The sequence below is a fragment of the Flavobacterium cauense R2A-7 genome (assembly GCF_000498475.1).
Lineage (GTDB): Bacteria > Bacteroidota > Bacteroidia > Flavobacteriales > Flavobacteriaceae > Flavobacterium > Flavobacterium cauense.
On the sequence record NZ_AVBI01000014.1, the window covers coordinates 1 to 21,536 of the forward strand.

The following is a 21,536-nucleotide window of genomic DNA, read 5'->3' on the forward strand; positions in this document are numbered from 1 at the left end:
TGCCAAAGCAACGGTGCAGTACGTAATCTCGAAAGGGATTGCCAAGGACCGCATCGAAGGAAAAGGCTACGGAGAGAGCGAACCGAAAGTACAGTGTGATAAGTGTACGACTGAGGAACATGCTAAAAACAGACGTTCAGAGTTCATGATTGTGAAGAAATAAACAATCGGAAAGAACATATTTAAAACAAAAAGCGCTCCGTTATGGGGCGCTTTTTTTATGCTTAAAGTGAAATTGAATTAATTATCGGATTGGTACCATTCGGCAAACGACGACTCGGTTTCCTGCAGTTTTAGGGAATGTAAACGTATGTTTTGCGGTAAACGGCTTTTTATTTTTTCGGCGAAATCAATCACCATATTTTCACTGGTAGGCTGATAGTCTACCAAAATCACATGATGTCCGCGACTTTTTAATTCGTTTGCCAATTCAATATGGGGTGTGTTTTGGTTGAAAACCGTGGCGTGATCAAAAACATCAACAATTTCTTCTTTCACTATTTTTTTCAGATCGCCAAAATCAATTACCATTCCGAATTTTACGTTCGAAGTATCTGTAATTGGTTTTCCAATCACGGTCACCGAAAGTTTGTAACTGTGGCCGTGTACATTTTTGCATTTTCCGTCGTAGCCGTAAAGCGCGTGCCCGGTTTCAAACGTAAATTGTTTTGTGATTCTGATGTTGCTCATCGTACTTGAATTAGGGCACAAATTTAGTAAATAAAATCGAGTCGTACATTTTTGGTTTTTCTTTCTGAAAAGTTCAGAATCAGGATGCTTTTTTTGTTTCTATAGAAAAAAAATTGTTTTTTTGATAGGGTTTCATCTTATCTTTGATAACATATTTAATGATTATGAATACTTCCGAATTCAATCCGTTGTACGAACAAATTATTGAAGATCTGATGTATCAGAAATTCAGTATCGCCGATCATTTTTTTTCACTTGAAGAAGTAATGGTGTTGCGAAAAAGTCTTTTAAAAAAATTTAAGGAGAATCATTTTAAGAAATCGGCCATCGGCAATCAGGCGAATGAGAAGATTGTGGATGCCGTTCGTGGCGATTTTATTTTTTGGTTGGACGAAGCCAACGCGGATGAGGCCGAAACACTCTATTTTAACCGCATCAATGATTTTGTACAGTATCTTAACCGCACCTGTTTTTTAGGAATTCAGGATAAGGAATTTCACTACGCTTTGTATCCGGAAGGGACTTTTTACAAACGCCATTTGGACACCTTTCAAAACGACAGCCGCCGAAAACTTTCCATGGTTTGTTACCTGAATGAAGAACACTGGCAAATAGATTTTGGCGGAGAGCTTACCATTTATCTGAACGAAAACGGCGTGGAAACAGAACGCAATATTGTTCCCGAACAGGGAAGAATGGTTATTTTTGAAAGTCAGGTATTAGAACATGAAGTCAAACCGGTAAAGCAACCTCGTTTGAGCATTACCGGATGGCTGAAAACACGATGATGTTATAAATTTTTTTCTCTTTTTTTCGCGCGGTAATACATCCAATAGGCAATAGCCACTAAAACTGCAAAAGGAAGAAATGTTCCGATGAGCACGCCAATCTGATAACCCGAATCGGGGGCATTTTTGATTTTTTCCTCAATATTGGTCTGTTGTACTAAAAGAAGCAGGGATATCATTTTTTCTTAAATTGATTTAACGCCTTTACGGTAAAATCGGAAAGCACTAATCGGCCTGAAATTCCGGCTCTTTCATACAGTAAAGTGTCCCAGTTTTCGGTGCCTTCCCACAATACTTTTTTCATCTCGGCTAAGGCATCCGGATTGTATCCTGCTAATTTTTCGGTGAAAAGCTCCAGCTCGGTATCCAATTCCGTTACAGAATCAAAAACTTTGGCATACAATCCTTTTTCGCGGGCCCAGGATGCTTTTTTCCATTCGTGGGCCGCTAATGTCATTTCGCCTAAAGCGGATTTTCCTATTTTTCTGGAAACGGCCGGTTCAATTACGAAAGGTCCGATGCCAATTGCCAATTCCGACAATTTTATAGCGCTTTCAGTAGTTGCCAGCGCATAGTCACACGCAGCAGCCAAACCAACACCACCGCCAACCGCTTTGCCGTGAATGCGCCCGACAATTAGTTTGGAGCATTTTCGCATGGCATTGATTACATTGGCAAAACCCGAAAAGAATCTGGCGCCTTCTTCAAGGTTGGAAACGGCTAGTAACTCATCAAAAGAAGCGCCGGCACAAAAAGCACCCTCACCTTCACTTTTCAGTAGTATTACAGTAACCTCATTGTTGTTGCTCAACGAATTAATTTCATTTGTCAGTCGTTGCAGTTGTTCACTTGGAAATGAATTACTGGCAGGATGACCGAAAGTAACGGTTGCAATTTTATGGTGAATGGTCGTTGTTAAAGTGCCGTTGTTTGATGACATAATTATCGTTTAAGTGCGAAATGGCTTTTAAATTCGTTTCGAATGTTGTTGGTCGTATATTCTATTTTGAACCAGTAATCGTCTGCCGGAAGAAGATTTCCGTTGAAAGTTCCGTCCCAGCCGATACCGTTCGGACTGATTTCCTTTAATAGTTTTCCGTAGCGGTCGAATATGTAAATTTTGGCTTCATAGGAAGCTAATAAATTGTCGATTTTCCAAGTGTCGTTAAATCCGTCGCCATTCGGGGTAAAGAAGCTAGGATAGGTAACCGTGTAAACATAGTTTGATGCGGTTATGCCACACTCGGCTTTGTCTCTTACCGAAACAACATAAGTACCGTTTGTAAGACCGGAAAAAATACCTGTAGGCTGCCAATGCAAACCGTCAAGACTGTATTCGTATACACCATATCCTCCTTGAGCAGTCGCCTGAATGGTGGCCAGCCCATTTGAAAACAGAGGAGTAAGCAATACCGCGGAAACAGAAAGTGGTTCAGATGAAGCATCGATAACGATAGTATCGGTACTCGTACAATTTGTGGTGGTTTCTGTAACCGTTACGGTATAGGTTCCCTGTTGGGTTATGTCGTAAATGGCGCTTTGGTTGCCACCAGCATCTGTATTGGGATTGGCCGGATTCCAACTGTAGCTGAAAGTACCGGTATTGGAAGGTGTCGCATTAATGTTTTGTGATCCTAAACCGGTAGCCGGATCAAGACAAAGTGTGAAATCTGACCCTAAGTCAACCTGTGGAATCGGATTAACCGTTAAATTTAAAAACGGGCCCAAACCAACGCAATCGTTGTTCAAACTACTGTCAACACGAACGTAAAGTGTTTGGTTGTTGGTAACTGTGTTTCTGAACGGATTGGCAGCGGTACCGACAACTGGGTTTTGTTCGGCTAAAGCATCGTTTAGGTTCTCATAGTAAGTAACGCTTAAGTTTGCACTGCTTGTAAAAGAATTCAAAATGGCAGAAGTTGCCGGTGTGAAATCAAAATAAGCATACCCATCGTTTTCAGGGTCGCTCGGAGAAAGGTATACGTCACATTCTTCCAGTGTTTGCAAATTTGCAGCTGTTATCTGGGTAGCGGAAACCAAGAGAGTGGCTGTAGTAATTCTGAAACAGCCCTCAGCGTTTTGAGTCCTGATCCAAATCGTGGTGCCTCCCGAAACAAAGTTGGTGAAATTTGTAATGGGATTGGTGTTTGTTAAGGCATTGGCGTTAGATGTGAAATAGGAGAATGTAACATTTGGATCAGTAGAGACCAAAGTATTCGCCTCAGTTAGATTAAAAGCGGTTATGGCGTCCTGATTGTCATCACACTGTTTGAAAACAATCGTGTTGTTGATTACGGGAAGTGGGTTAACTACGGCATTGAATGTTGTGGTTACAAAACAGTTTGTTGTTGCGTTTCGCAAACGGACATGTATAATCCGACTGTTGGAATATAATGTCGTTTGGGGATTTGCACCGGTATCAGCATCGTTTTGAGACAAATGATACGTTACAATGATTCCTGTTTGTCCGTTAAGGACTTCATTGTTTTTGGTGTTTAAATTAAATGTGGCAAATCCATTAGTGTCGTCTCCGTCTAAAGCGTCATCGCAGATTTTGAAGTCGGAAATAGGACTGATTACCGGCATTGGATTTACGGTCATGGTAACCGTAGCCGACACGGCCACACAGGCTCCCGTATTGGGAAGGGTATAGGTGTATACGCCGGAAAGATCGACAGCAGGATTGAAAATATTGGTGCCGCTGGCTAAAGCTGGAGACCAGGTTCCTCCTGTACTTGCATTTGGCCCCAATAAAGCAAATAAATCAAACGTCGGGTCGTTTTTACAAACAGTTTTCTGATTGTTGTTTCCGGGATTCAACGCCTGTTGTATAGTAACCGTAACTTGTACGTTTACGATTTCGCATAATCCTGTGAAGTTGTAATTGTATACTCCGGCTGTGTCTACATTCGGATCAAAAAACCCAGTACCACTTGCCAAAGGAGGTGTCCATACGCCTCCCGGATCGGGATTTCCTTCTATTTTTTCAAATAAATCAGTAGTGGTGTTGGAACATACGGTAACTTCTGTATCCCTTGGTTCACTTCCAAATCCTGAATAATATCCTGCAAAGCCCACAACACCGCTGGAGCCAAATAAACCTACCGCCAAAGGGCCGGTTGATTCTACTTTTATGTTACCTGAATAGCCCTGAAGTCTGTAGGTAACCCATTGGGTGTTTCCTAAAACGGGTTCGGGAAGACCTGAAATAGGTGTGCCGTTTATAGTAAGTGTAGATCCGGCATACGTTATGGCTATGATTTCACTGCTATACGTGGTGGATCCGATGGCATTAATGCTAGGAATTAAGTCCACCGTTTTTTGAAAATAACAACTTAATGGTGGAATGAAGTTTAAACCGGAAGTTGCATCCGAAGATGCTCCTCCTAAAATCTGGTACAGATAAATCGGTTTTGAAGAGGTAATATACATGTTCTGATTGTTCGTACCCTGATAAAATGAGGTAGGAATCAATGCAAAATCGCCGGCATTTAGTGTGGTAAATGCGGTTGCAGATCCGTTTATGAAAATTTCGGTATTGTCTTCCGTAGCAATTACTAAGGGGTGTTCTACATTATCGCTTCCGTTTCCTTTAACAACAACGTATTCGGTTCCTACTTCTTCCAAAGGAACAATCTGGTCAAAAGTAAAATCCTGACCTTCTTCAGGAGTTGACATTCCTGCTAAAGCATTTCCGGTATTAACGGCTATGGGTTTGTTTGAGGTAACTAAAGCGCCCACAAAACCGGTTAAATTAGGAAGTATGTCGGTATAACCTGAAACGGTTACAGTTTCACCACTGTTCATGGTAAATGTTTGAGTCGGACTCGTTAAAGTAGATCCGTTTATTGCAAATTGAACTTCCGGATCATAATCGGAAAGTGTTATTGTTGTGTTGTCTTCCGTTGCCATAAAACTGGCGAAAAAATTTCGGACGTCGCCAAATGTATTTTGCGGTAAACTACCAAGTCTGAATTGTGTTCCGATTCCTTGATATCCTTTTGCTACTAATATTTCGGCATGATTGGCAGCGCGCACTTTAAAAGTAGCGTAAAAATCTTTGGTTCCTTCCAGAATTAATCCTTTTCGTGTTTTTACGATGTTCAAGTCGCTATTTGCTATAAACATGGTCGATGGTTGCCCGTTGCCGATGGATACCCTTACCGGATTTCCACTGGATATGGTGAAAGGTGAACCGGGAATTGGTGTTCCGTCTCCAGCAGATACTGTGACCTGAAAAGGGATTGCTTCGGGGGTAGAGAGGTAAATATAATGTTCGCTGACAAAATTCTGTCCGCCTCTTGCGTGAATTGGTGGAATCCAGTGCTTTTTACTCAACTGTGCATGAACGATGTTTGATCCAATTAAGAGCAAAAGAAAAAGTAGTCTCATTTGTGGTGGGTTGATTTCAAAATCACAAAAATAGAGGAATATTGTTATTTTTTTTTAAGAAGGTTCAAAATTAACATAAAATAGCTATGTTTGTTATCAATAATTATTACAAATCTATATGAAAAAAATTACGGTTTTAGCATTCTTGTTCGCCTCGACTTTTATGATGGCACAAGATATGGAAGTAACGAAAGGTGATTTTGGCTTCCTTAAGGATCAAAAAGAAATTAATGTAGAGTTTACCTACGACAATTTGAAATTGATGAAAGAAAACCTTACAGACGAACAGTATGTGGCTGAAAGGGTTGCTGATTTAAACGAAAAAGGTAAAGGTGTTGGTGAAACCTGGAAGAAAAAATGGTATGCCAGTAGAGATTTGTTATTCGAAAACAAGTTCATTGAATTGATGAATGTTGTTCATACTAAAGAGAAAAAAGATATTTCTTTTCAGGAAGATTTAAAACAGGCAAAATACACTTTAATTGTAGACGCGGTTTGGATTTACCCTGGATATAACGTGGTTATGGCTAAAAAAGGAGCTAAAGTGTCTACCAACCTTAAATTTGTTGAAACGGCAAACCGAAATAATGTTTTGTTGGAAATTAAAAGTGAAGAAGCGCCCGGAGATGTTTTCGGTGGTTCTTTCAGTAACGAAGACAGAATTGGTGAAGGCTATGCCAAAACCGGAAAATCATTGGCTAAATTGTTGTTGAAAAAAGCATACAAATAATCAATTTGATTAATAAAAAAAGGCCCCGATATTTCGGGGCCTTTTCTTTTTATGCCTGAGCTACTCCAATTTCGCTGATTTCTTCTGTTTGATTGTAGATGTATTTCGCATCTCCAAAAGCAAGCATCGGATAGAAAATGAATGGAAGGAAAATTAGCCCTACCGTAAAAGCAGCTGTTTTTCCGAAAGATTTTGATAATTCGTTGGTAATCACAATTGCAAAATAAATGTTCACAAACGGAATCAATAACATGAAGATCCACCAGATTGGTTTTTTGATGATTTCCAACAATACAATTCCGCTGTAAATCGGAATTAAACACGCCCATCCCGGTTTACCTGCCTTAGTGAAAACTTTCCACTGGCAAATAATAAGAAATAAAGTAAATCCGAAGAAAAACAATACAATAGTTAGTAAAGCTGCTGCCATAAATTAAAAGGTTTTTGGTTGGTTATAAATTGGTTAAATGTTCTCTCCTTTTTCGGCAAGTTTTCGCTCCAGTTCTGCCTGAAACTCTTCCATGACCGGTTTCATTGTGCTTTCGGGAATATCGGCAATTCGAATGTACATCAAGCCGTCCACCGCATTGTTAAACAACGGGTCTACGTTAAAAGCGACCACTCTTGCGTTTTGTTTGATGTATTTTTTAATCAAAACCGGCAAACGCAAGCTACCCGGTTCCAGTTCGTCAATAATTTTGTCGAATTTATTCAAGTCGGATTCGGCTTCGTCAAAAATAAAATCTTTATCGGCGTCTTTCAGTTTTACTTTGTATTCCTTTTTCGGATGCACGTATTGTGCGATGTAAGGATCGTAGTAATTCGACTTCATGAACTCAATCATCAGGGATTTTGAAAATTCCGAGAACTGATTGCTGATGCTCACCCCGCCAATCAGGAATTTGTGTTCCGGATAATGCAAGGTAGTGTGAACGATTCCTTTCCAAAGCAGGAACAACGGCATCGGTTTCTGTTGGTATTCTTTGATGATGAAAGCGCGCCCCATTTCAATGGATTTACTCATCATGTCAAACAATTCGGGCTCAAATCGGAACAATTCCTGAAGATAAAAGCCGTCAATTCCGTATTTGGCAAAAATTTCGGCACCCAATCCCATTCGGTACGCTCCTGCAATCTGCTGGGTATCGTCGTCCCACAAAAACATGTGGTGGTAATAGTTGTCGTATCGGTCTAAATCAATGGCTTCATTCGTGCCTTCGCCCACTTCTCGGAACGTGATTTCGCGCAAACGACCTATTTCGTGTAAGATGTTCGGAATTTTATCAGCAGTAACAAAGAAAACTTCATAATTTTTACTCTGCAAAAGGCGGTAATTTCCTTTTCGGATACAACTTACTTCTTCCAGAATTTTATCATGATTGGCCGGTTTGGCAATCTGTTTTGGGTTTTTTGGTAATTTCAGACTCGGAGTTGTCAGCAATTTGCTTTCGGTCTCGAAAGGATTTGCCAACATATAGGTTTTTTTGCGTAAAAATTCCGAATACGATTCAATGGTTTCGTATTCGTTCTGTTCCGCTACCGAAATCGGTTTTCCGATGCGCACTTTAATCACACGGTCTTTCTGTGTCAGCAATTCCGATGGTAATTTTGCCGTACGCAAGGTGTCGTTTATTTTGGAAAGGAAATAAAACAATCGGCTGTTTTTGGCGTGAAAATAAATAGGAACTACCGGTACCTGAGCTTTTCGAATCACTTTAATGGCACCTTCTTCCCAAGGTTTATCTACCACCAACTGCCCGTCTTTATAGGTGGAAACTTCTCCGGCAGGAAACATTCCCAATGGTTTTCCGTCGCTTAAATGACGCAGGGTTTCCTTAATTCCGATTACACTGGATTTGGCGTCTTTATGGTTTTCAAACGGATTTACCGGCATGATATACGGTTTCATCGGTTCGATACGGTGCAACAGGAAATTGGCGATGATTTTGAAATTCGGTTCTCTTTCGAGCATTAGTTTCAAAAGCAAAATTCCGTCGATTCCACCCAGCGGATGGTTCGAAACGGTAATGTAAGCGCCGTCTTTCGGCAAGCGTTTCAGGTCTTCTTCTGGGATCTCAAATTTAATCTGAAATTCATCCAATATGGCATTCAGGAATTCAACATCTTTTAAATGTTTGTTCCTGTTGTATATTTTGTTAAGTGTGGAAATTTTCAGTGCCTTCATCAGTAACCAGCCTGAAAAGGTTCCTAAAAAGCCGTATTTGTCAGCATTTATTGCTTTTGCAACTTCTTTAGCGGTAACTAAACCCATTTAGTTTTGGTTTTTGAGCGAAAAACAAAGATAGCAATAATAGTGAATGGTTAAAATGTTTGAGGCGGATAAATGTAAATTCTGAGGTTTTTAAAGTTATTCTACTGATAATCAGTATTTTGTAAGTAATTGAAAAATGTGTTACAAAAATGATTGTTTTTTAGTTATTTTTGAAAAAATTAAACATTCAGATGAAGATTATCTCCTATAACGTCAACGGCATCCGGGCGGCTATTACCAAAGGATTTCTCGATTGGTTGCAAAGCGCAAACCCTGATGTAATTTGTTTACAGGAAATTAAGGCGACCCCGGAACAGATCCCTACGTTGGATTTTGAACTGTCCGGTTACCCGTATCATTATTGGTTTCCGGCCGAGAAGAAAGGCTACAGTGGCGTGGCGATTCTCTCAAAAGTACAACCCAAAAATGTGGTATACGGCACCGGAATCGACTACATGGACAAAGAAGGCCGTAATCTGCGAGTGGATTTTGATGATTTTTCGGTGATGAGCCTGTATTTGCCTTCGGGAACGAATATTGACCGATTGGAACACAAGTTCCAGTACATGGACGATTTCCAGAAATACATCGATAACCTGAAAAAAGAAATCCCGAATCTGATTATCGGCGGCGATTACAACATTTGTCACGAGGCCATCGACATTCACGATCCAATCCGCAATGCAAAAGTGTCCGGATTTTTACCGGTCGAAAGAGCGTGGCTGGACAATTTCATGAAAAGCGGTTTCATCGACAGTTTTCGCCATTTCAACAAAGAGCCGCACCATTACAGCTGGTGGAGTTACCGTGCCGGTGCGCGAGGCAACAATAAAGGCTGGAGAATCGATTACAATCTGGTGAGTGAGCCCATGCGCAACCGTTTAAAGCGCGCCGTGATTTTACCGGAAGCCAAACATTCCGACCATTGTCCGGTGTTGGTGGAAATCGATTAGTTTTCAGGAGCTTGATCCCGCTGTCCGTTCTATCTTTTTTGGCTGCCTTCGAGAACCTCAGTCACCCAAAAAAGGATGCCACTCCCATCGGGGCTAGGGCATGGTGATAAAAAAGACATTCGGCTTGAAAAAGAATTCAGCAGGGTTTCCAATCAAAAAAACAAATAAAAAGTAAAATAGAATACTAATAAATACCACGAAATGATGATAAAACATGTATCTGCAGGAATTTTGGCGCTGGCCTTAACCACTTCTTGTGTTTCTAAAAAGATGTACACCGACTTAGAAACCAAATTCGCCGATTTAAAAAAAGAAAACCGTCAGTTGGCGGACGATAATACTGCATTGTCTACCGCTAAAACGCAATTGGAAAACGAAAAATCCACGTTGCAGTCGGAATTAGACAAACTGAAAGCCGAACGCGATAAATTGGCTTCGGATTATGCTGCAGCAAGCAATAATTTAAAAACATTGCAGTCGTCTTACAATGCTTTGGAAAAAAACAGCGACGAAGCGTTAAAAAACAACATGGACAAAAACCGTGAGTTGTTGGCGCAACTGGAAGCGAAAGAAAAAGCCTTGGCTGCCGAAAGAAACCGTTTGGACAAACTAAACAAAGACCTGAAAGACCGTTCCGATCGTGTAAATGAACTGGAAAGCATGATTGCAGCGAAAGAAGCAGCCATGAACAAACTAAAAGAAACCCTTTCGAAATCGCTTAGAGCATTTGAAGGAAAAGGACTGACCGTTCATCAAAAAGACGGGAAAGTTTACGTTTCCATGGAAAATAAATTGCTTTTCGAATCAGGAAGCTGGACAGTGGGTTCTGAGGGTAAAAAAGCGGTGGATTTAGTCGGAAAAGTATTGGGCGACAATCCGGACATTTCGGTATTGATCGAAGGTCACACGGATAACGATAAAATTACCGGTACCATCGGTGGTGGTGTGGAAAACAACTGGGATTTATCCACCAAACGTGCTACAGCCATTGTAAACATTCTAACGACAAACCCTTTGGTTCGAAAAGAAAACCTAACCGCTGCAGGTCGTGGCGAATATTCACCTTTAATGAGCAACGAAACGGCTGAAGGTAAAGCGAAAAACCGTCGTATCGAAATCATCCTGACACCAAAATTGGATGAAATCACGAAGATGTTGAATGATATTTAAGAAAAGTTACAAAGTGACTGAGTAGCTTAGTTTCTGAGTTATTTAGTCTATTAATAAAAAGGTTCACGTGAAAGCGCTGAACCTTTTTCTGTTAAATTGAATTTCAAACCTATTTTGCGCTTTATATTTGCACTTTAAAAACTTTGTTACTTAGTTACTCAGCAACTTAAAATATGAACTACACGACTTTACCTAATACCGATTTACAAGTCAGCAAAATTTGCCTTGGAACGATGACTTTCGGAAACCAAAATACCGAAGCCGAAGCGCACTCCCAATTGGATTTTGCCATCGAAAAAGGCATAAATTTTATCGATACGGCCGAAATGTACCCGATTGGCGGGAACGAACATATTTTCGGAAGTACCGAGCGTTTCATAGGGACCTGGTTGAATAAAATTGGAAAATCGGAAAGGGAAAAACTGATTGTAGCCACTAAAATAGCCGGACCCAATCGCGGCATGGGATACATTCGTCAGCCGCTGGATTTTTCGAAAAAAAGTTTACACGAAGCGGTAGATCTGAGTTTGAAAAACCTGCAAACGGAGTATATCGATTTGTACCAGATGCACTGGCCGGAGCGCGTGATGAACATGTTCGGGAAACGCGGGGTTTCGGAAATCGACACTAAATGGCAGGACAATATTTTAGAGGTTTTAACCGTTTTTGACGGCTTGATCAAGGAAGGGAAAATCAAACACATCGGGGTTTCGAATGAAAATCCGTGGGGCGTGATGAAGTTTTTAAACGAAAGTGAAAAACACAGCCTGCCACGAATTGCCACCATCCAAAACCCGTATTCCTTACTGAACCGTTTGTTCGAAGTAGGCTTGTCCGAAATCTGCATGCGTGAAAATGTAGGTTTGCTGGCGTATTCTCCTTTAGGATTCGGCTTTTTATCGGGTAAATACCTGGACGGAATGCAGCCGAATTACCGCATGGCGTTGTTCCCCAATTTCATACGCTATACGAATGAAAATTGCTATAAAGTCACCCAATTGTATAAAGAATTGGCACAGGATTCCGGATTAACGTTAACCCAAATGGCGATTGCTTTTGTGCACCATCAGCAGTTTGTGACTTCTACGATTGTTGGCGCTACATCACTGGCGCAATTGGAAGAAAATATCAACGCGTTTGAGGTACAATTGACTGATGCTGTCATCGCACAAATCGATAAAATTCAGGAATCAATTCCGAATCCGGCACCTTAATTTTTCAGGAATTTATAGATGGAAACCAAGCCCGTATTGGTTTTGACTTTCAAAAAATACAAACCTGTTGCTAACGTTGCCGTATTCACGGAAAGTAGTGGCAGGTTTTCTGTTTTTTGGGACAGTAGTTTTTTTCCGTTGCCATCAATAATCTCCAAATTGGTCGCAAAGAGTTCTTCGTCATTGCTTTGTACAAATACCTCTGAGGTTGCAGGATTCGGATACACTTTAAATGATTTTCGGTTTACTTCAGCAACATTCAGCGAACTGTCGACCAATTTGTAAATCACACCATTGTTGATGGAACCCACATAAAGTTCCCCATTCGCATCTTCTCCGAACGTTACAAAAGCATTACCGCTAAAGGTTTGCGAAAAGGTTACGGTACCGGAACTGTCGGCCATACCAATCTGCGCCTTACAGTAGTCGGAGAAAAAATATTTTCCTTTAAAATTCGGATAAGCCACTCCGCGATAGACATAACCGCCCGTAATAGAGCAAAATCCATTACTGTGATTGGTCACAAACAGTGGCGTTTTCATGGTGTTTTGAGCTGCGCAGCCCGTTATGTTGAAAGCAGCATTACCTTCGTAGCAGCGCCAGCCGTAATTCAACCCCGCTTCCGTAGCTCCGGCACGGTTGACTTCTTCGTAGAGGTTCTGGCCCACATCTGCAATCCATAAGTCGCCGGTTTGTCGGTCGAAACTGAATTTCCAGGGATTTCGTAGTCCGATGGCCCAAATTTCATCGGCTCCGGCCACACCTACAAACGGATTGTTGAGCGGAATTCCGTAAAGAGGCCCCGTGTTAACGTCAATCCGAAGCATTTTGCCTAATAATTCATTGGTGTTTTGCGCCCGATTTTCCGGGTCCCCACCACTGCCGCCATCGCCCATGCCTATGTACAAATACCCATCGGGCCCAAATTTTAAAGTACCGCCGTTATGATTGGAATAGGGTTGGGGAATCGTTAAAAGAACCGTTCCGGAAGGATTGGCCGTATCGGGATTGTTGGAATTGACGGAATATCGTGCAATAACGGTATCTCCGCTGAGGTTGGTGTAGTTGATGTAAAATAAACCGTTGGAAGCATAATCGGGTGAAAAGGCCAAACCCAATAAACCTTGTTCGCCATTAGCATTGGTTAAATTGGTAATATTCAGAAAAGGAGTGGTATTGACGGTTCCGTTGGGATTCAGGATCTTGATGAGTCCGTCCTGTTCTACCACAAAAAGACGGCTGTCACCGCAATGAGTGATTTCCACAGGAGCAGAAAAACCGGTGGCAAAAGACTGCAGGCCAATGACGGGTGCAACGGTTTGGGAGTGCTGCATGCATTGGACAAAGACCAAAGCGATAAAAAGAAAAAATACTTTCATGGCTTAATGGTTTGGATATCATAAAGTTAAATAAAAATCCCGACACTTGGCCGGGATTTGAGTAAGAAACAAGGATGGTTTTATTTTTCTACGGTATAGCCTTTCACTTTCGCAAAAGCAATGACCGAAGTGTTAATCGCATTACCCAAATCGTCTTGTGATTTCGATTTTTTGGCTTCCGCATCGATATACGCCTGACGTTTTTTGGCCAATTCGCCTATTTCTTTCTGAATCGCCTCACGTTCTTTCGATTTTTTCTCGACGTACACTTTAATTTCTTCCTTACTTTTGTTTTGTAGCTCCTTAGGCAATTCTTCTTTTTTCAGTTTGGTTACGGCATCTTTGTCATCTTTCATTTTATCGACCAAATCCCAACTTTCGTTTTTATACACGGCTTTCGATTTGCTTACCGCACGTTCCGCATAATTTGCTGCCGAAACGCCTTGTGCGTTCTGATCCTGCGCCACCTGATTCATTTTTTTAGAGTGTCCCATCGAGCCATAACCGATGTAGGTATCATTGATTTTGGCATTGCATTCCGAAATTCTAACATCATACGGCGTGGCAATATACAATACGGCACGGTTCGAATCGATGTTGAAATACTTTCCTTTTCCGGCATCGGCACCGTCTTTCCAAAACGTGCGAATGCCTTCTTCCTGATTCCCACAGAAAATCGTATTGATGTAGATGTCGTTGCGCAATGCATCGCTGATGGCTTCTCTATAGTTGATGTTCCCCTGATTGAACGGTTCGTTTCCGGCGATGTACATCAGTTTCATGTTCGACTCGTCTTTACCCCATGAAAGTTGTTTCGTAGCATCAGCAATTACGGCACCGCAGTATTCGTTTCCGCCATTGGTGCGTAAGGAGAACAGTTTTTCGGAAATCAGATCCAAATCGGTGGTCAACGGTGCGACCTGACGGATGTAATTCGATTGCGGCGAAAGTCCGTCGTTCCCGTATTCGTACAATCCGATTTCGATATCCGGCGTTTTTCCGTGGTATTTCAACGTTGTTAAGGTGTTTACGATGTTCCACAATCGGGATTTTGCCTGCTCAATCAAACCGTCCATACTGTTGGAGGTGTCCAAAAGAATCGCCACCTGAATTTTGGTGTTTTCTTTTTTTACAGGTTTTTCCACAGAAATGGGTTGATTAGCAATTTGCGGTTCGTTGAGGGTCTTGGCATTCGTACAGTTTGCAAAAGATAAGGCGGTTGCAAAAAGGGCGGTGGTGATGTGCTTTTTCATGGGAGTTGCTTTTTTAGTTATTGTTGTAATGTTTTGATGTCGTTTTCGATGGTTAAAATCAGCAGGGAAGTGGCGGTGCAGAAAACCGGGCTGGTAATGCAATGGTGTCCGTTCCAGCTACCGTCCTGATTTTGGATTTTAATCATTTTGCCGCTCACGTTGTCGTACCAGGTTTTCCAGTCAGCGTCTTTTTTTACTATCATCGATTCGCCGGTTTGCAGAAAACTCAGGAATTCTTCGCCACCGTTGTTCCCAAAGCCGTTCATCACGTTGTTGTCCATCGCCTGTACTTTGGCGGCTTTGTATACTTTATCGGCTACTTCATAACTTGCGGCTTTTTCTTTCGTGATGCCGATTTTTTCCAGATTGGCACGGTTTAAAGTGGCTTTTTTGTCGATTTTCCCTGAGGCTTTGGCTTCTTCGAAAAGGGTTTCGGCTTCTTTGGCTTCGGCAGCACTTCCCCGAACCGAACTGCTCACGGCATACAACATGATTCCGGCGCCGTCTTCGGTTTTTGCCGTTTTGCTGTCGGCATCATAATTGCTTTTCTGATAATTACGGGCGGCGTCCATTTTGTCTTTACTCACTTTGATGTTTTTGTTTTTTGCCGCCTGTTCCAAACCGGAATTGGCAAACGACGATTGTAAAACACCGGCCCATCCCGCACCAGAAACTTTTCCGCTACCGTCATAGGATTTTTCAATTTTGTCGACGCAAATCTGAATCGCGTTTTCGACTCTTTTCGTCAGTTTCTTATCGGATAAAGTCGGCACCACCTGATTTAGGAATTGTAATGTCAGTACGGCATCAATATTCTGACCTAATTTGGTTTGGATTTGCGTGCCGCGCACCTGCGTAATGAATTCGTTGTCTTTGTTTTTTTCGACTTCGTTTAATAAGAAATGTAAGGCATCGGAAAGTTTTTGTTTGTAAGCGCCTTTTTCAACAGTATAGCCGCAACGGTATAAGGCCATCGCTGCCATTGCTGTTGTAGCAGGATCTGAACTCACGGCATGCGGATTCATTTCTCCCTGATTGTTGTGCGAACCGGCGCCCCAACCACCGTCGTTATTTTGTGCTTTTAGCAGCCAATTTTCACCTTGCGATATGGCCGACGTATTTTTGGAATCCTGTTTGTAGGTGTTGTAACCCGTAACGGATTGTTCGCCCATGACCGACATAAATACACAAGGTTTTTCTTCGGTTAAGGTTTTTTTATAAGGTGTGATGAATTTGTTCTCCGGAGTGATTTTGTCTTTCAGAAGGATTCCGGTGATTAATGCAGTTGCATTCAATACTATTGCTAAATTTTCGGTTTTCATGGTTTTTCGTTTTATGATTCTATCCCAAAATTATTCAGAGAAAACAGGTGTTTTTTGCAGAATGGGTGAAACGGGGTTTTGACTTGGTGAAACCATTAGGAAAAGGATTTTAAAATAATTTACTTTACATTTAGAAATAAATACGAATCGGATGCGGTTGAAAGAAATGGTTTTAGCGGGAATTTTGATGCTGGGTTTCAGTTCGGAAGCTTTAGCACAGGATACTATTAAACCGGTTATGAAGAGCAAAAAAGCGTCGGTTTCCAAAATCAGTAAAGCGGCAGACGATTTAAAAGAATCCTTAAATTCCAATGACGAATTGGGCATCGCCAAGAATTATGAAAACCTCGCACAGGGATTTATCGATAAGGAAGACTATGCCAAAGGCGAAGAATACCTCAAAAAAGCATTGGCAGGCTATCTTAAATTAAAGCGTACCGAAGACAGAATCCGTGTGACCCGTGCATTGGCCAAAGTGCAGGAAGCACAGAATAAAGTCGGAGCTGCCATCAAAAATTATGAAGCAGCCGGAGCCGCCTCGATGGATAAAAGCTACGAGCAGGTCAATCAAAACGATGCGAACCGTTTGCGCAGCATCAATAATCCTGCGGCGCAGGCGGTTTATAACAAGTCGAATATTCAACTGCTGGAAAAAGAAGATAAAAAAGCTGAGGTTGCCGATGCCTATGTACAACAGGCGGAGGTAAGTCTGCAACAAAAAAATAAGGAAGTCGCCATCGAAAGCTATAAAAAAGCGATTTCCTATTCGAAAGACCAACCCGAAGCGGTTGTAAAACTGAAAAACGAAATTGCAAAAGTGTACGCATCTGACAATCAGTTCGACAAAGCCATTGCCATCAACGAAAAATTGCTGACCGAAGCCCAAGCAAAAAACGATTTCGACATCCAAATCAAACAATTGCAGGAATTGGCGACGATTTATTTCAAGAAAAACGAACCCGAAAAAGCAATCACGGTTTTAAAGCAGGCGTATCAACTTGCCATGCAACAAGGTAAAACGGCGGAAGTGAAAACCAGTTTGTTGCAGTTGCTACAGTATTATAAATCGAATGGAAAAGACAAGGAAAGCATTGCGTTGTATGACGATTTTTTTCAGCATTTTGATAAACTGATTCAAAACGACAGTTCGTTGATTGATGAAAAAACGTTTCAGGTTACCGAAGAAAAAATCCGTCAGCTGGAAAAGGAAAAAGCCTTAAAAGACGAATTGATTTCCAAGAAAAACACCTTCAATTATTTCCTGATGGGATCGATGGTGTTATTGCTGTTGTTTTTCGGACTGATTGTCAAAGCGCTGTATTCCATCAAAACGAAAAATAAGGAAATTGCGTTGCAGTCGTTGCGTCGCGAGATGAATCCACATTTTATTTTCAACAGTCTGAACAGCGTCAACCAATTCATTTCGCAGAATAAAGAACTGGAAGCCAACAAATACTTAACGTCGTATTCGCACTTAATGCGCAACATGATGGAAAACTCCAATAAGGATTTCATCAGTCTGAGCAGTGAAATCGAGCAGTTGAAAAAATACCTGGATTTGGAGCATTTGCGTTTTCAGGACAAATTCGATTATGAAATTACAGTCGACGAAAATCTCGACACCGAAACGACTTTTGTGCCCAACATGCTCATTCAGCCGCATCTGGAAAACGCGATTTGGCATGGCTTGCGCTATCGGGAAACGAAAGGTTTGTTGCAATTGTGTTTCGGTATAAAAAACAATAAAATTTCGGTTCTGATTGACGATGACGGCATCGGTTTGACCAAAAGTGCCGAACTGAAAACCCAAAATCAAAAAGTGCATCAGTCGCGCGGATTGACCAATACCAAAGAACGCATCAGTTTGCTGAATGAATTGTATAAAGCGAATATTGCTTTTTCCATCACCGAAAAAAATAGCGGAACCACCGGAACTTTAGTAGAAATCACGTTTCCCATACTCGACAAACCATGATGACCTTACAGAAAATACGCGCCGTAATTGTAGAAGACGAAGCCGCTGCCCGCGAAGTGCTCAAAAACTATCTGAGCAAATATTGTCCGCAAGTCGAAGTGATTGGTGAAGCGCAAAACATCAAAGAAGCGGTGCCGTTATTGCACGAAGTTACGCCGCAACTGGTTTTTCTGGATGTGGAAATGCCGTTCGGAAATGCTTTTGACGTGTTGGAAGCCTGTAAAGATTTGCAGTTCGAAACGATTTTCGTAACCGCTTTTTCCGAATATTCCCTGAAAGCTTTAAACCAAAGCGCAGCCTATTATTTGTTGAAACCGATTAGCATTGAAGAATTAATTGTCGCAGTAAATAAAGTACAACAACATATTCTGAACAACGAATTGTTCAATCGGAACAAAATCATCGTAGAAAATTTCCGCGAGACCCAACCCGAAAAAAAACAGGTAATTTTGCCCACTTTAGAAGGTTTTGAAGTGGTAAAAATGGAAGACATCGTGCGTTTGCGCGGCAATGGAAATTTCACCGATTTGTATTTGTCGGACGGTAGCAAGAAAATGGTCTGTCGTTTTCTGAAACACTTTTCGGAAATTTTGCCGTTTCCTTTTTTACGCGTACACAAGTCGCACATCATCAATATCAATTTCGTAAAATCCTATAATAAGGGTGGTTCAATTATGCTGAATGACGGTGCGGAAATCGAAATTTCGCCAACTTACAAAGACGATTTTCTGCGGAATTTTAAATAGTTACACAAGCAGAGTAAGTTGTCATTTTGAAGCTTTGCGGTGAGAAATCTCATAAATTGATGGGATTCCTCCTTTGTCGGAATGTCAAAGCCGTTTGTTTAAATAAGTCTCTTTTTTAAAAATCAAACTCGTCCACCAAAAGCGAATCACTTGGGATCGAATCCTGTACGACTTTCAGTTTCAAAAACGAACGGGCGTGACCGGAAATGTAAATCGGCACCGATTGTCCAATGGTGTCATCAGAACTGATTAACGCGCGGCGCAACATCAGGTTTTTGATGTAATTCTGATTTTTCTTCGCATACGGTTTCTGATTCCCTTCGTTGTCAAACTGCCACATGAATTTCTTGGGTTTCGGTACGATGGAAGCCAGGTATAAACATTCGTTCAGCGTCAAGTCACTCGGTCTTTTCTGGAAATAGAATTGTGCTGCTTCGCCAATACCATACACATTCGGCCCCCATTCAATCACGTTGAAATACACTTCCAGCATACGGGATTTGGACGCAATACGGTTGTTTTCCAAAATATAGACCAACAGGATTTCTTCCAGTTTCCGCGAAAGCGTTTTTTCCCGGGTTAAGAAGACATTTTTCACCAACTGCATGCTAATCGTGCTCGCGCCACGGGCAAATTTTTTGGTACGAATGTTTTTTACAATCGATTGTTTAAAAGCTTCATTAATAAAGCCACGGTGACGGCGAAATGACGGGTCTTCATTGGTTAAAACAGCTTTTTCCAGATACGGGGAAATCTGATCCAAAGGCGTGTAATTCGGGTTGGCGGGACCGACTAAAATAGGGCGTTGTTCTACGCCTTTATCGATCGCTCGATAGGTAAATTCGCCGTTGAGTTTCGCCAAATTTGCTTCACCGTATTTTACAATGCGGAGATTTTCTTTGTTGAGTTTACTGTCGAAAACCAGTTGGTTCGGTTTGTTTTTGTTGTATTCGAAGTCGAGTTGGTAATCGAACATTCCTTCGGCTTCCATGCCTTCAAAATGGGTGAACAAGCCTTGTGGTAACGAGGTGATGAAATCCTGTGCTTTCATCTTTTGGATGTCGATTTTCAGTTTGTAAATCGTGTCTGCTTCGGTATTGTATTCGGCAAATGGGCGTACTTTAATCTTATTCAGTTGTGCCGATGAGGTACTGTCAATCGAAATGAAATCGCTTCCCAACAAGAAACGGTAATCGAATCGCGCGTTTTGAATTACCACATCTTTTTTAGCAATTTTCGGGTGATTGATGGTGAAATTGTCAATCGAAGTAAAGCCATCGATGTGCAATTCGCCGCTTTCCATTTCCAGTTTGTCCAGTTTTAGGCGGATGTTGTCGAAACTGGATTTGAGTCCGAAACGCTCGTCGATATAAGGCAATTGGATTTTAGACGTGTCGCTGTTGAAGAATTTCAGATCGGCTTTCATTTCGCGCGGATCGGCGAATCCTTTGATGTTCCAGTTTTGCGAAAACGTATTGGTTTTTACATGGATAGCCGTTTGCAACTGATGGTCTTCCAACTGTAAATCGTTCATGTGTAAGGTTACCTTTCGGCCCATGTCGTCCATGCGTAGCGAGAGGTTTTGGAGTTTCATTTCGGTGGGCACCAGATTTAGCGCTTTCGACAACAAACGGTACGCCAATTTCGCATAATTGCGTTTTTCATTGGATTGTTCTGTGGTGTCTCTTTTTAGGAAAGCGTCAAAATTGCGGCCGTTTTCGTTTTTTACCAATTGGATGAAACCGTTGTTCATTTCCAGGTTTTTCAACTGAATGTCGCCGGTAAGCAGTTCCAGCAGACTGTAGCTGGTTTTAATTTTCTGTACCGATAAAAGCGTATCGGCGTTTTTGGGAATCAGCACAATATCGTGCATCTCTACCCCCGAAATTCCAATAAAGTTGGCCTGTTTTACCGAAAAACGACAGTCATATTCCTTGTCGAATTTATGTTCGGCCTTGTTGAGGGCTTTTTGCAATAAGGAATCGCGGAAAAAATACATTCCGCCCAAAGCCAGCAGTAACAGTACTGCGAAGAGTTTCAGAAAAAGAAAAAACTTTTGCTTTTTGGATCGTATTGCCATTGAAAAGAGTTGTTATTGTGACAGCGAAGCTACTAAATTTTCCACTTCCAATTTCTGTTGGGCGTATTTTTGTTGCAATTCCGAGCCTTCGCCCATGCGGTTGTAGTATTCGATGGCTTTTGAAGCGAAGAACTTTTTGTGATAATCGGAACATTCGGGAACCAATGGAAAATGATGATGAAACAACATTTCACAATAGGCCTGCCATTCGCGTTCGTTTTTGTCGGAAACCATCGTTGCTGAAGCTTTCTGAATCACATGCACCATTTCGTGGGCGATGAGGTTGATGATGAGTGGGAACGGGAATTCAAAAGCGTTTTCCGGAATACGGATGATTTGCGGTGTACCGAAAGTGCCTTCAGTCGTCATCAGAATATAGTCTGGGTTGGCTTTTTCCCGGAATTCAAAACCTTGAAAATTGGGTTGCGCCAGACCGAATTCTTCAATCACAAAGGCACCGGCCAAAGCAGGTTCGCCCATTTCATGGTAATGGTTGATGATTTGAAGGATTTCGGATGTAGATTTCATCGAATAAAGATATTGAAAGAATTTTGAAATTGTACTTGTTAAAT

Annotated in this window: 19 protein-coding genes; 8 read left to right on the plus strand and 11 right to left on the minus strand. The window is 41.5% G+C overall.

Translation table 11 applies throughout. From position 1 onward, the window contains the following. On the plus strand, positions 1-163 hold a 163-nt coding region (locus FCR2A7T_RS15360; RefSeq protein WP_165551940.1), incomplete at its 5' end, for an OmpA family protein. Between the two features lie 77 nt (positions 164-240). Here the strand turns inward: FCR2A7T_RS15360 and FCR2A7T_RS06125 are convergent. Continuing rightward, positions 241-690 carry a 6-pyruvoyl trahydropterin synthase family protein gene (locus FCR2A7T_RS06125; protein WP_023570413.1) on the minus strand — a complete coding sequence of 150 codons (450 nt, stop codon included), beginning with the start codon at positions 688-690 and terminating at the stop codon, positions 241-243. Positions 691-854: 164 nt separating this feature from the next. On the opposite strand from FCR2A7T_RS06125, the gene FCR2A7T_RS06130 reads away from it, so the two are divergent. Beyond that, positions 855-1,478 (plus strand): 2OG-Fe(II) oxygenase, encoded by a 624-nt coding sequence (locus FCR2A7T_RS06130; RefSeq protein ID WP_240471457.1) that lies wholly within the window; start codon positions 855-857, stop codon positions 1,476-1,478. Positions 1,479-1,480: 2 nt separating this feature from the next. On the opposite strand, the gene FCR2A7T_RS15200 is transcribed toward FCR2A7T_RS06130, so the two are convergent. The 3 genes from FCR2A7T_RS15200 to FCR2A7T_RS06140 are packed head-to-tail and all read right to left on the minus strand — an operon-like array spanning position 1,481 to position 5,870. Continuing rightward, positions 1,481-1,657, minus strand: a complete 177-nt coding sequence (locus tag FCR2A7T_RS15200) for a hypothetical protein (protein ID WP_165551943.1) — start codon at positions 1,655-1,657, stop codon at positions 1,481-1,483. Continuing rightward, positions 1,654-2,418: an enoyl-CoA hydratase/isomerase family protein gene (locus FCR2A7T_RS06135; RefSeq protein WP_023570415.1), complete on the minus strand. Its 765-nt coding sequence runs from the start codon at positions 2,416-2,418 to the stop codon at positions 1,654-1,656. Before FCR2A7T_RS06135 ends, FCR2A7T_RS15200 begins: the two co-directional genes overlap by 4 nt. Before the next feature lie 2 nt (positions 2,419-2,420). After that, positions 2,421-5,870: a T9SS type B sorting domain-containing protein gene (locus FCR2A7T_RS06140; RefSeq protein WP_035117609.1), complete on the minus strand. Its 3,450-nt coding sequence runs from the start codon at positions 5,868-5,870 to the stop codon at positions 2,421-2,423. A gap of 118 nt (positions 5,871-5,988) precedes the next feature. Between FCR2A7T_RS06140 and FCR2A7T_RS06145 the strand changes: the two genes are divergently transcribed. Further along, the gene (locus FCR2A7T_RS06145; protein ID WP_023570418.1) at positions 5,989-6,600 is read left to right on the plus strand and encodes a hypothetical protein; all 612 of its coding nucleotides are present in this window, start codon (positions 5,989-5,991) and stop codon (positions 6,598-6,600) included. A gap of 49 nt (positions 6,601-6,649) precedes the next feature. Here the strand turns inward: FCR2A7T_RS06145 and FCR2A7T_RS06150 are convergent, their stop codons facing one another. Both FCR2A7T_RS06150 and FCR2A7T_RS06155 read right to left on the minus strand, forming a co-directional pair. Further along, entirely contained in the window at positions 6,650-7,030 is a 381-nt protein-coding gene (locus FCR2A7T_RS06150) for a DUF5684 domain-containing protein (RefSeq protein WP_023570419.1), read from the minus strand. A 33-nt stretch (positions 7,031-7,063) separates the two neighbouring features. Next, positions 7,064-8,872: a GNAT family N-acyltransferase gene (locus tag FCR2A7T_RS06155; RefSeq protein ID WP_023570420.1), complete on the minus strand. Its 1,809-nt coding sequence runs from the start codon at positions 8,870-8,872 to the stop codon at positions 7,064-7,066. A 191-nt stretch (positions 8,873-9,063) separates the two neighbouring features. Here FCR2A7T_RS06155 and FCR2A7T_RS06160 point away from each other — a divergent pair, with 191 nt between their 5' ends. The 3 genes from FCR2A7T_RS06160 (at position 9,064) to FCR2A7T_RS06170 (ending at position 12,209) form a co-directional block, all read left to right on the plus strand. Continuing rightward, positions 9,064-9,825, plus strand: coding sequence for an exodeoxyribonuclease III (locus FCR2A7T_RS06160; RefSeq protein ID WP_023570421.1), 762 nt, complete (start codon positions 9,064-9,066; stop codon positions 9,823-9,825). 204 nt (positions 9,826-10,029) lie between these two features. Further along, complete coding sequence (locus FCR2A7T_RS06165; protein ID WP_035117611.1) at positions 10,030-10,995, plus strand: OmpA family protein; 966 nt, start codon at positions 10,030-10,032, stop codon at positions 10,993-10,995. Between the two features lie 173 nt (positions 10,996-11,168). Continuing rightward, entirely contained in the window at positions 11,169-12,209 is a 1,041-nt protein-coding gene (locus FCR2A7T_RS06170) for an aldo/keto reductase (protein ID WP_023570424.1), read from the plus strand. Here FCR2A7T_RS06170 and FCR2A7T_RS06175 read toward each other — a convergent pair. The 3 genes from FCR2A7T_RS06175 to FCR2A7T_RS06185 form a co-directional block, all read right to left on the minus strand. Further along, the gene (locus tag FCR2A7T_RS06175; protein ID WP_023570425.1) at positions 12,206-13,588 is read right to left on the minus strand and encodes a PQQ-dependent sugar dehydrogenase; all 1,383 of its coding nucleotides are present in this window, start codon (positions 13,586-13,588) and stop codon (positions 12,206-12,208) included. The genes FCR2A7T_RS06170 and FCR2A7T_RS06175 overlap by 4 nt on opposite strands. 80 nt (positions 13,589-13,668) lie before the next feature. Further along, positions 13,669-14,841, minus strand: a complete 1,173-nt coding sequence (locus tag FCR2A7T_RS06180) for a vWA domain-containing protein (protein ID WP_023570426.1) — start codon at positions 14,839-14,841, stop codon at positions 13,669-13,671. A gap of 17 nt (positions 14,842-14,858) precedes the next feature. Further along, positions 14,859-16,163 (minus strand): hypothetical protein, encoded by a 1,305-nt coding sequence (locus FCR2A7T_RS06185; protein WP_023570428.1) that lies wholly within the window; start codon positions 16,161-16,163, stop codon positions 14,859-14,861. A gap of 151 nt (positions 16,164-16,314) precedes the next feature. Here FCR2A7T_RS06185 and FCR2A7T_RS06190 point away from each other — a divergent pair, with 151 nt between their 5' ends. Together FCR2A7T_RS06190 and FCR2A7T_RS06195 are read left to right on the plus strand one after the other, a co-directional pair. After that, positions 16,315-18,138 (plus strand): tetratricopeptide repeat-containing sensor histidine kinase, encoded by a 1,824-nt coding sequence (locus FCR2A7T_RS06190; RefSeq protein ID WP_023570429.1) that lies wholly within the window; start codon positions 16,315-16,317, stop codon positions 18,136-18,138. Continuing rightward, positions 18,135-18,884 carry a LytR/AlgR family response regulator transcription factor gene (locus tag FCR2A7T_RS06195; RefSeq protein WP_035117614.1) on the plus strand — a complete coding sequence of 250 codons (750 nt, stop codon included), beginning with the start codon at positions 18,135-18,137 and terminating at the stop codon, positions 18,882-18,884. The genes FCR2A7T_RS06190 and FCR2A7T_RS06195 overlap by 4 nt, the downstream gene beginning before the upstream one ends. Before the next feature lie 115 nt (positions 18,885-18,999). Here the strand turns inward: FCR2A7T_RS06195 and FCR2A7T_RS06200 are convergent, their stop codons facing one another. Both FCR2A7T_RS06200 and FCR2A7T_RS06205 read right to left on the minus strand, forming a co-directional pair. Further along, positions 19,000-20,958 carry a transglycosylase domain-containing protein gene (locus FCR2A7T_RS06200; protein ID WP_035117793.1) on the minus strand — a complete coding sequence of 653 codons (1,959 nt, stop codon included), beginning with the start codon at positions 20,956-20,958 and terminating at the stop codon, positions 19,000-19,002. An 18-nt stretch (positions 20,959-20,976) separates the two neighbouring features. Beyond that, positions 20,977-21,492 carry a hypothetical protein gene (locus FCR2A7T_RS06205; RefSeq protein WP_035117617.1) on the minus strand — a complete coding sequence of 172 codons (516 nt, stop codon included), beginning with the start codon at positions 21,490-21,492 and terminating at the stop codon, positions 20,977-20,979. Positions 21,493-21,536 lie beyond the last annotated feature (44 nt).

Excerpts from the sequence above, each read along its gene's own strand:
- FCR2A7T_RS06165 (WP_035117611.1), top strand. The coding sequence starts at position 10,030 with ATGATAAAACATGTATCTGCAGGAATTTTGGCGCTGGCCTTAACCACT.
- FCR2A7T_RS15200 (WP_165551943.1), bottom strand. The coding sequence starts at position 1,657 with ATGATATCCCTGCTTCTTTTAGTACAACAGACCAATATTGAGGAAAAA.
- FCR2A7T_RS06205 (WP_035117617.1), bottom strand. The coding sequence starts at position 21,492 with ATGAAATCTACATCCGAAATCCTTCAAATCATCAACCATTACCATGAA.
- FCR2A7T_RS06130 (WP_240471457.1), top strand. The coding sequence starts at position 855 with ATGAATACTTCCGAATTCAATCCGTTGTACGAACAAATTATTGAAGAT.
- FCR2A7T_RS06140 (WP_035117609.1), bottom strand. The coding sequence starts at position 5,870 with ATGAGACTACTTTTTCTTTTGCTCTTAATTGGATCAAACATCGTTCAT.
- FCR2A7T_RS06170 (WP_023570424.1), top strand. The coding sequence starts at position 11,169 with ATGAACTACACGACTTTACCTAATACCGATTTACAAGTCAGCAAAATT.
- FCR2A7T_RS06145 (WP_023570418.1), top strand. The coding sequence starts at position 5,989 with ATGAAAAAAATTACGGTTTTAGCATTCTTGTTCGCCTCGACTTTTATG.
- FCR2A7T_RS06195 (WP_035117614.1), top strand. The coding sequence starts at position 18,135 with ATGATGACCTTACAGAAAATACGCGCCGTAATTGTAGAAGACGAAGCC.
- FCR2A7T_RS06190 (WP_023570429.1), top strand. The coding sequence starts at position 16,315 with ATGCGGTTGAAAGAAATGGTTTTAGCGGGAATTTTGATGCTGGGTTTC.
- FCR2A7T_RS06185 (WP_023570428.1), bottom strand. The coding sequence starts at position 16,163 with ATGAAAACCGAAAATTTAGCAATAGTATTGAATGCAACTGCATTAATC.
- FCR2A7T_RS06135 (WP_023570415.1), bottom strand. The coding sequence starts at position 2,418 with ATGTCATCAAACAACGGCACTTTAACAACGACCATTCACCATAAAATT.
- FCR2A7T_RS06155 (WP_023570420.1), bottom strand. The coding sequence starts at position 8,872 with ATGGGTTTAGTTACCGCTAAAGAAGTTGCAAAAGCAATAAATGCTGAC.
- FCR2A7T_RS06160 (WP_023570421.1), top strand. The coding sequence starts at position 9,064 with ATGAAGATTATCTCCTATAACGTCAACGGCATCCGGGCGGCTATTACC.
- FCR2A7T_RS06150 (WP_023570419.1), bottom strand. The coding sequence starts at position 7,030 with ATGGCAGCAGCTTTACTAACTATTGTATTGTTTTTCTTCGGATTTACT.
- FCR2A7T_RS06175 (WP_023570425.1), bottom strand. The coding sequence starts at position 13,588 with ATGAAAGTATTTTTTCTTTTTATCGCTTTGGTCTTTGTCCAATGCATG.
- FCR2A7T_RS06125 (WP_023570413.1), bottom strand. The coding sequence starts at position 690 with ATGAGCAACATCAGAATCACAAAACAATTTACGTTTGAAACCGGGCAC.
- FCR2A7T_RS06180 (WP_023570426.1), bottom strand. The coding sequence starts at position 14,841 with ATGAAAAAGCACATCACCACCGCCCTTTTTGCAACCGCCTTATCTTTT.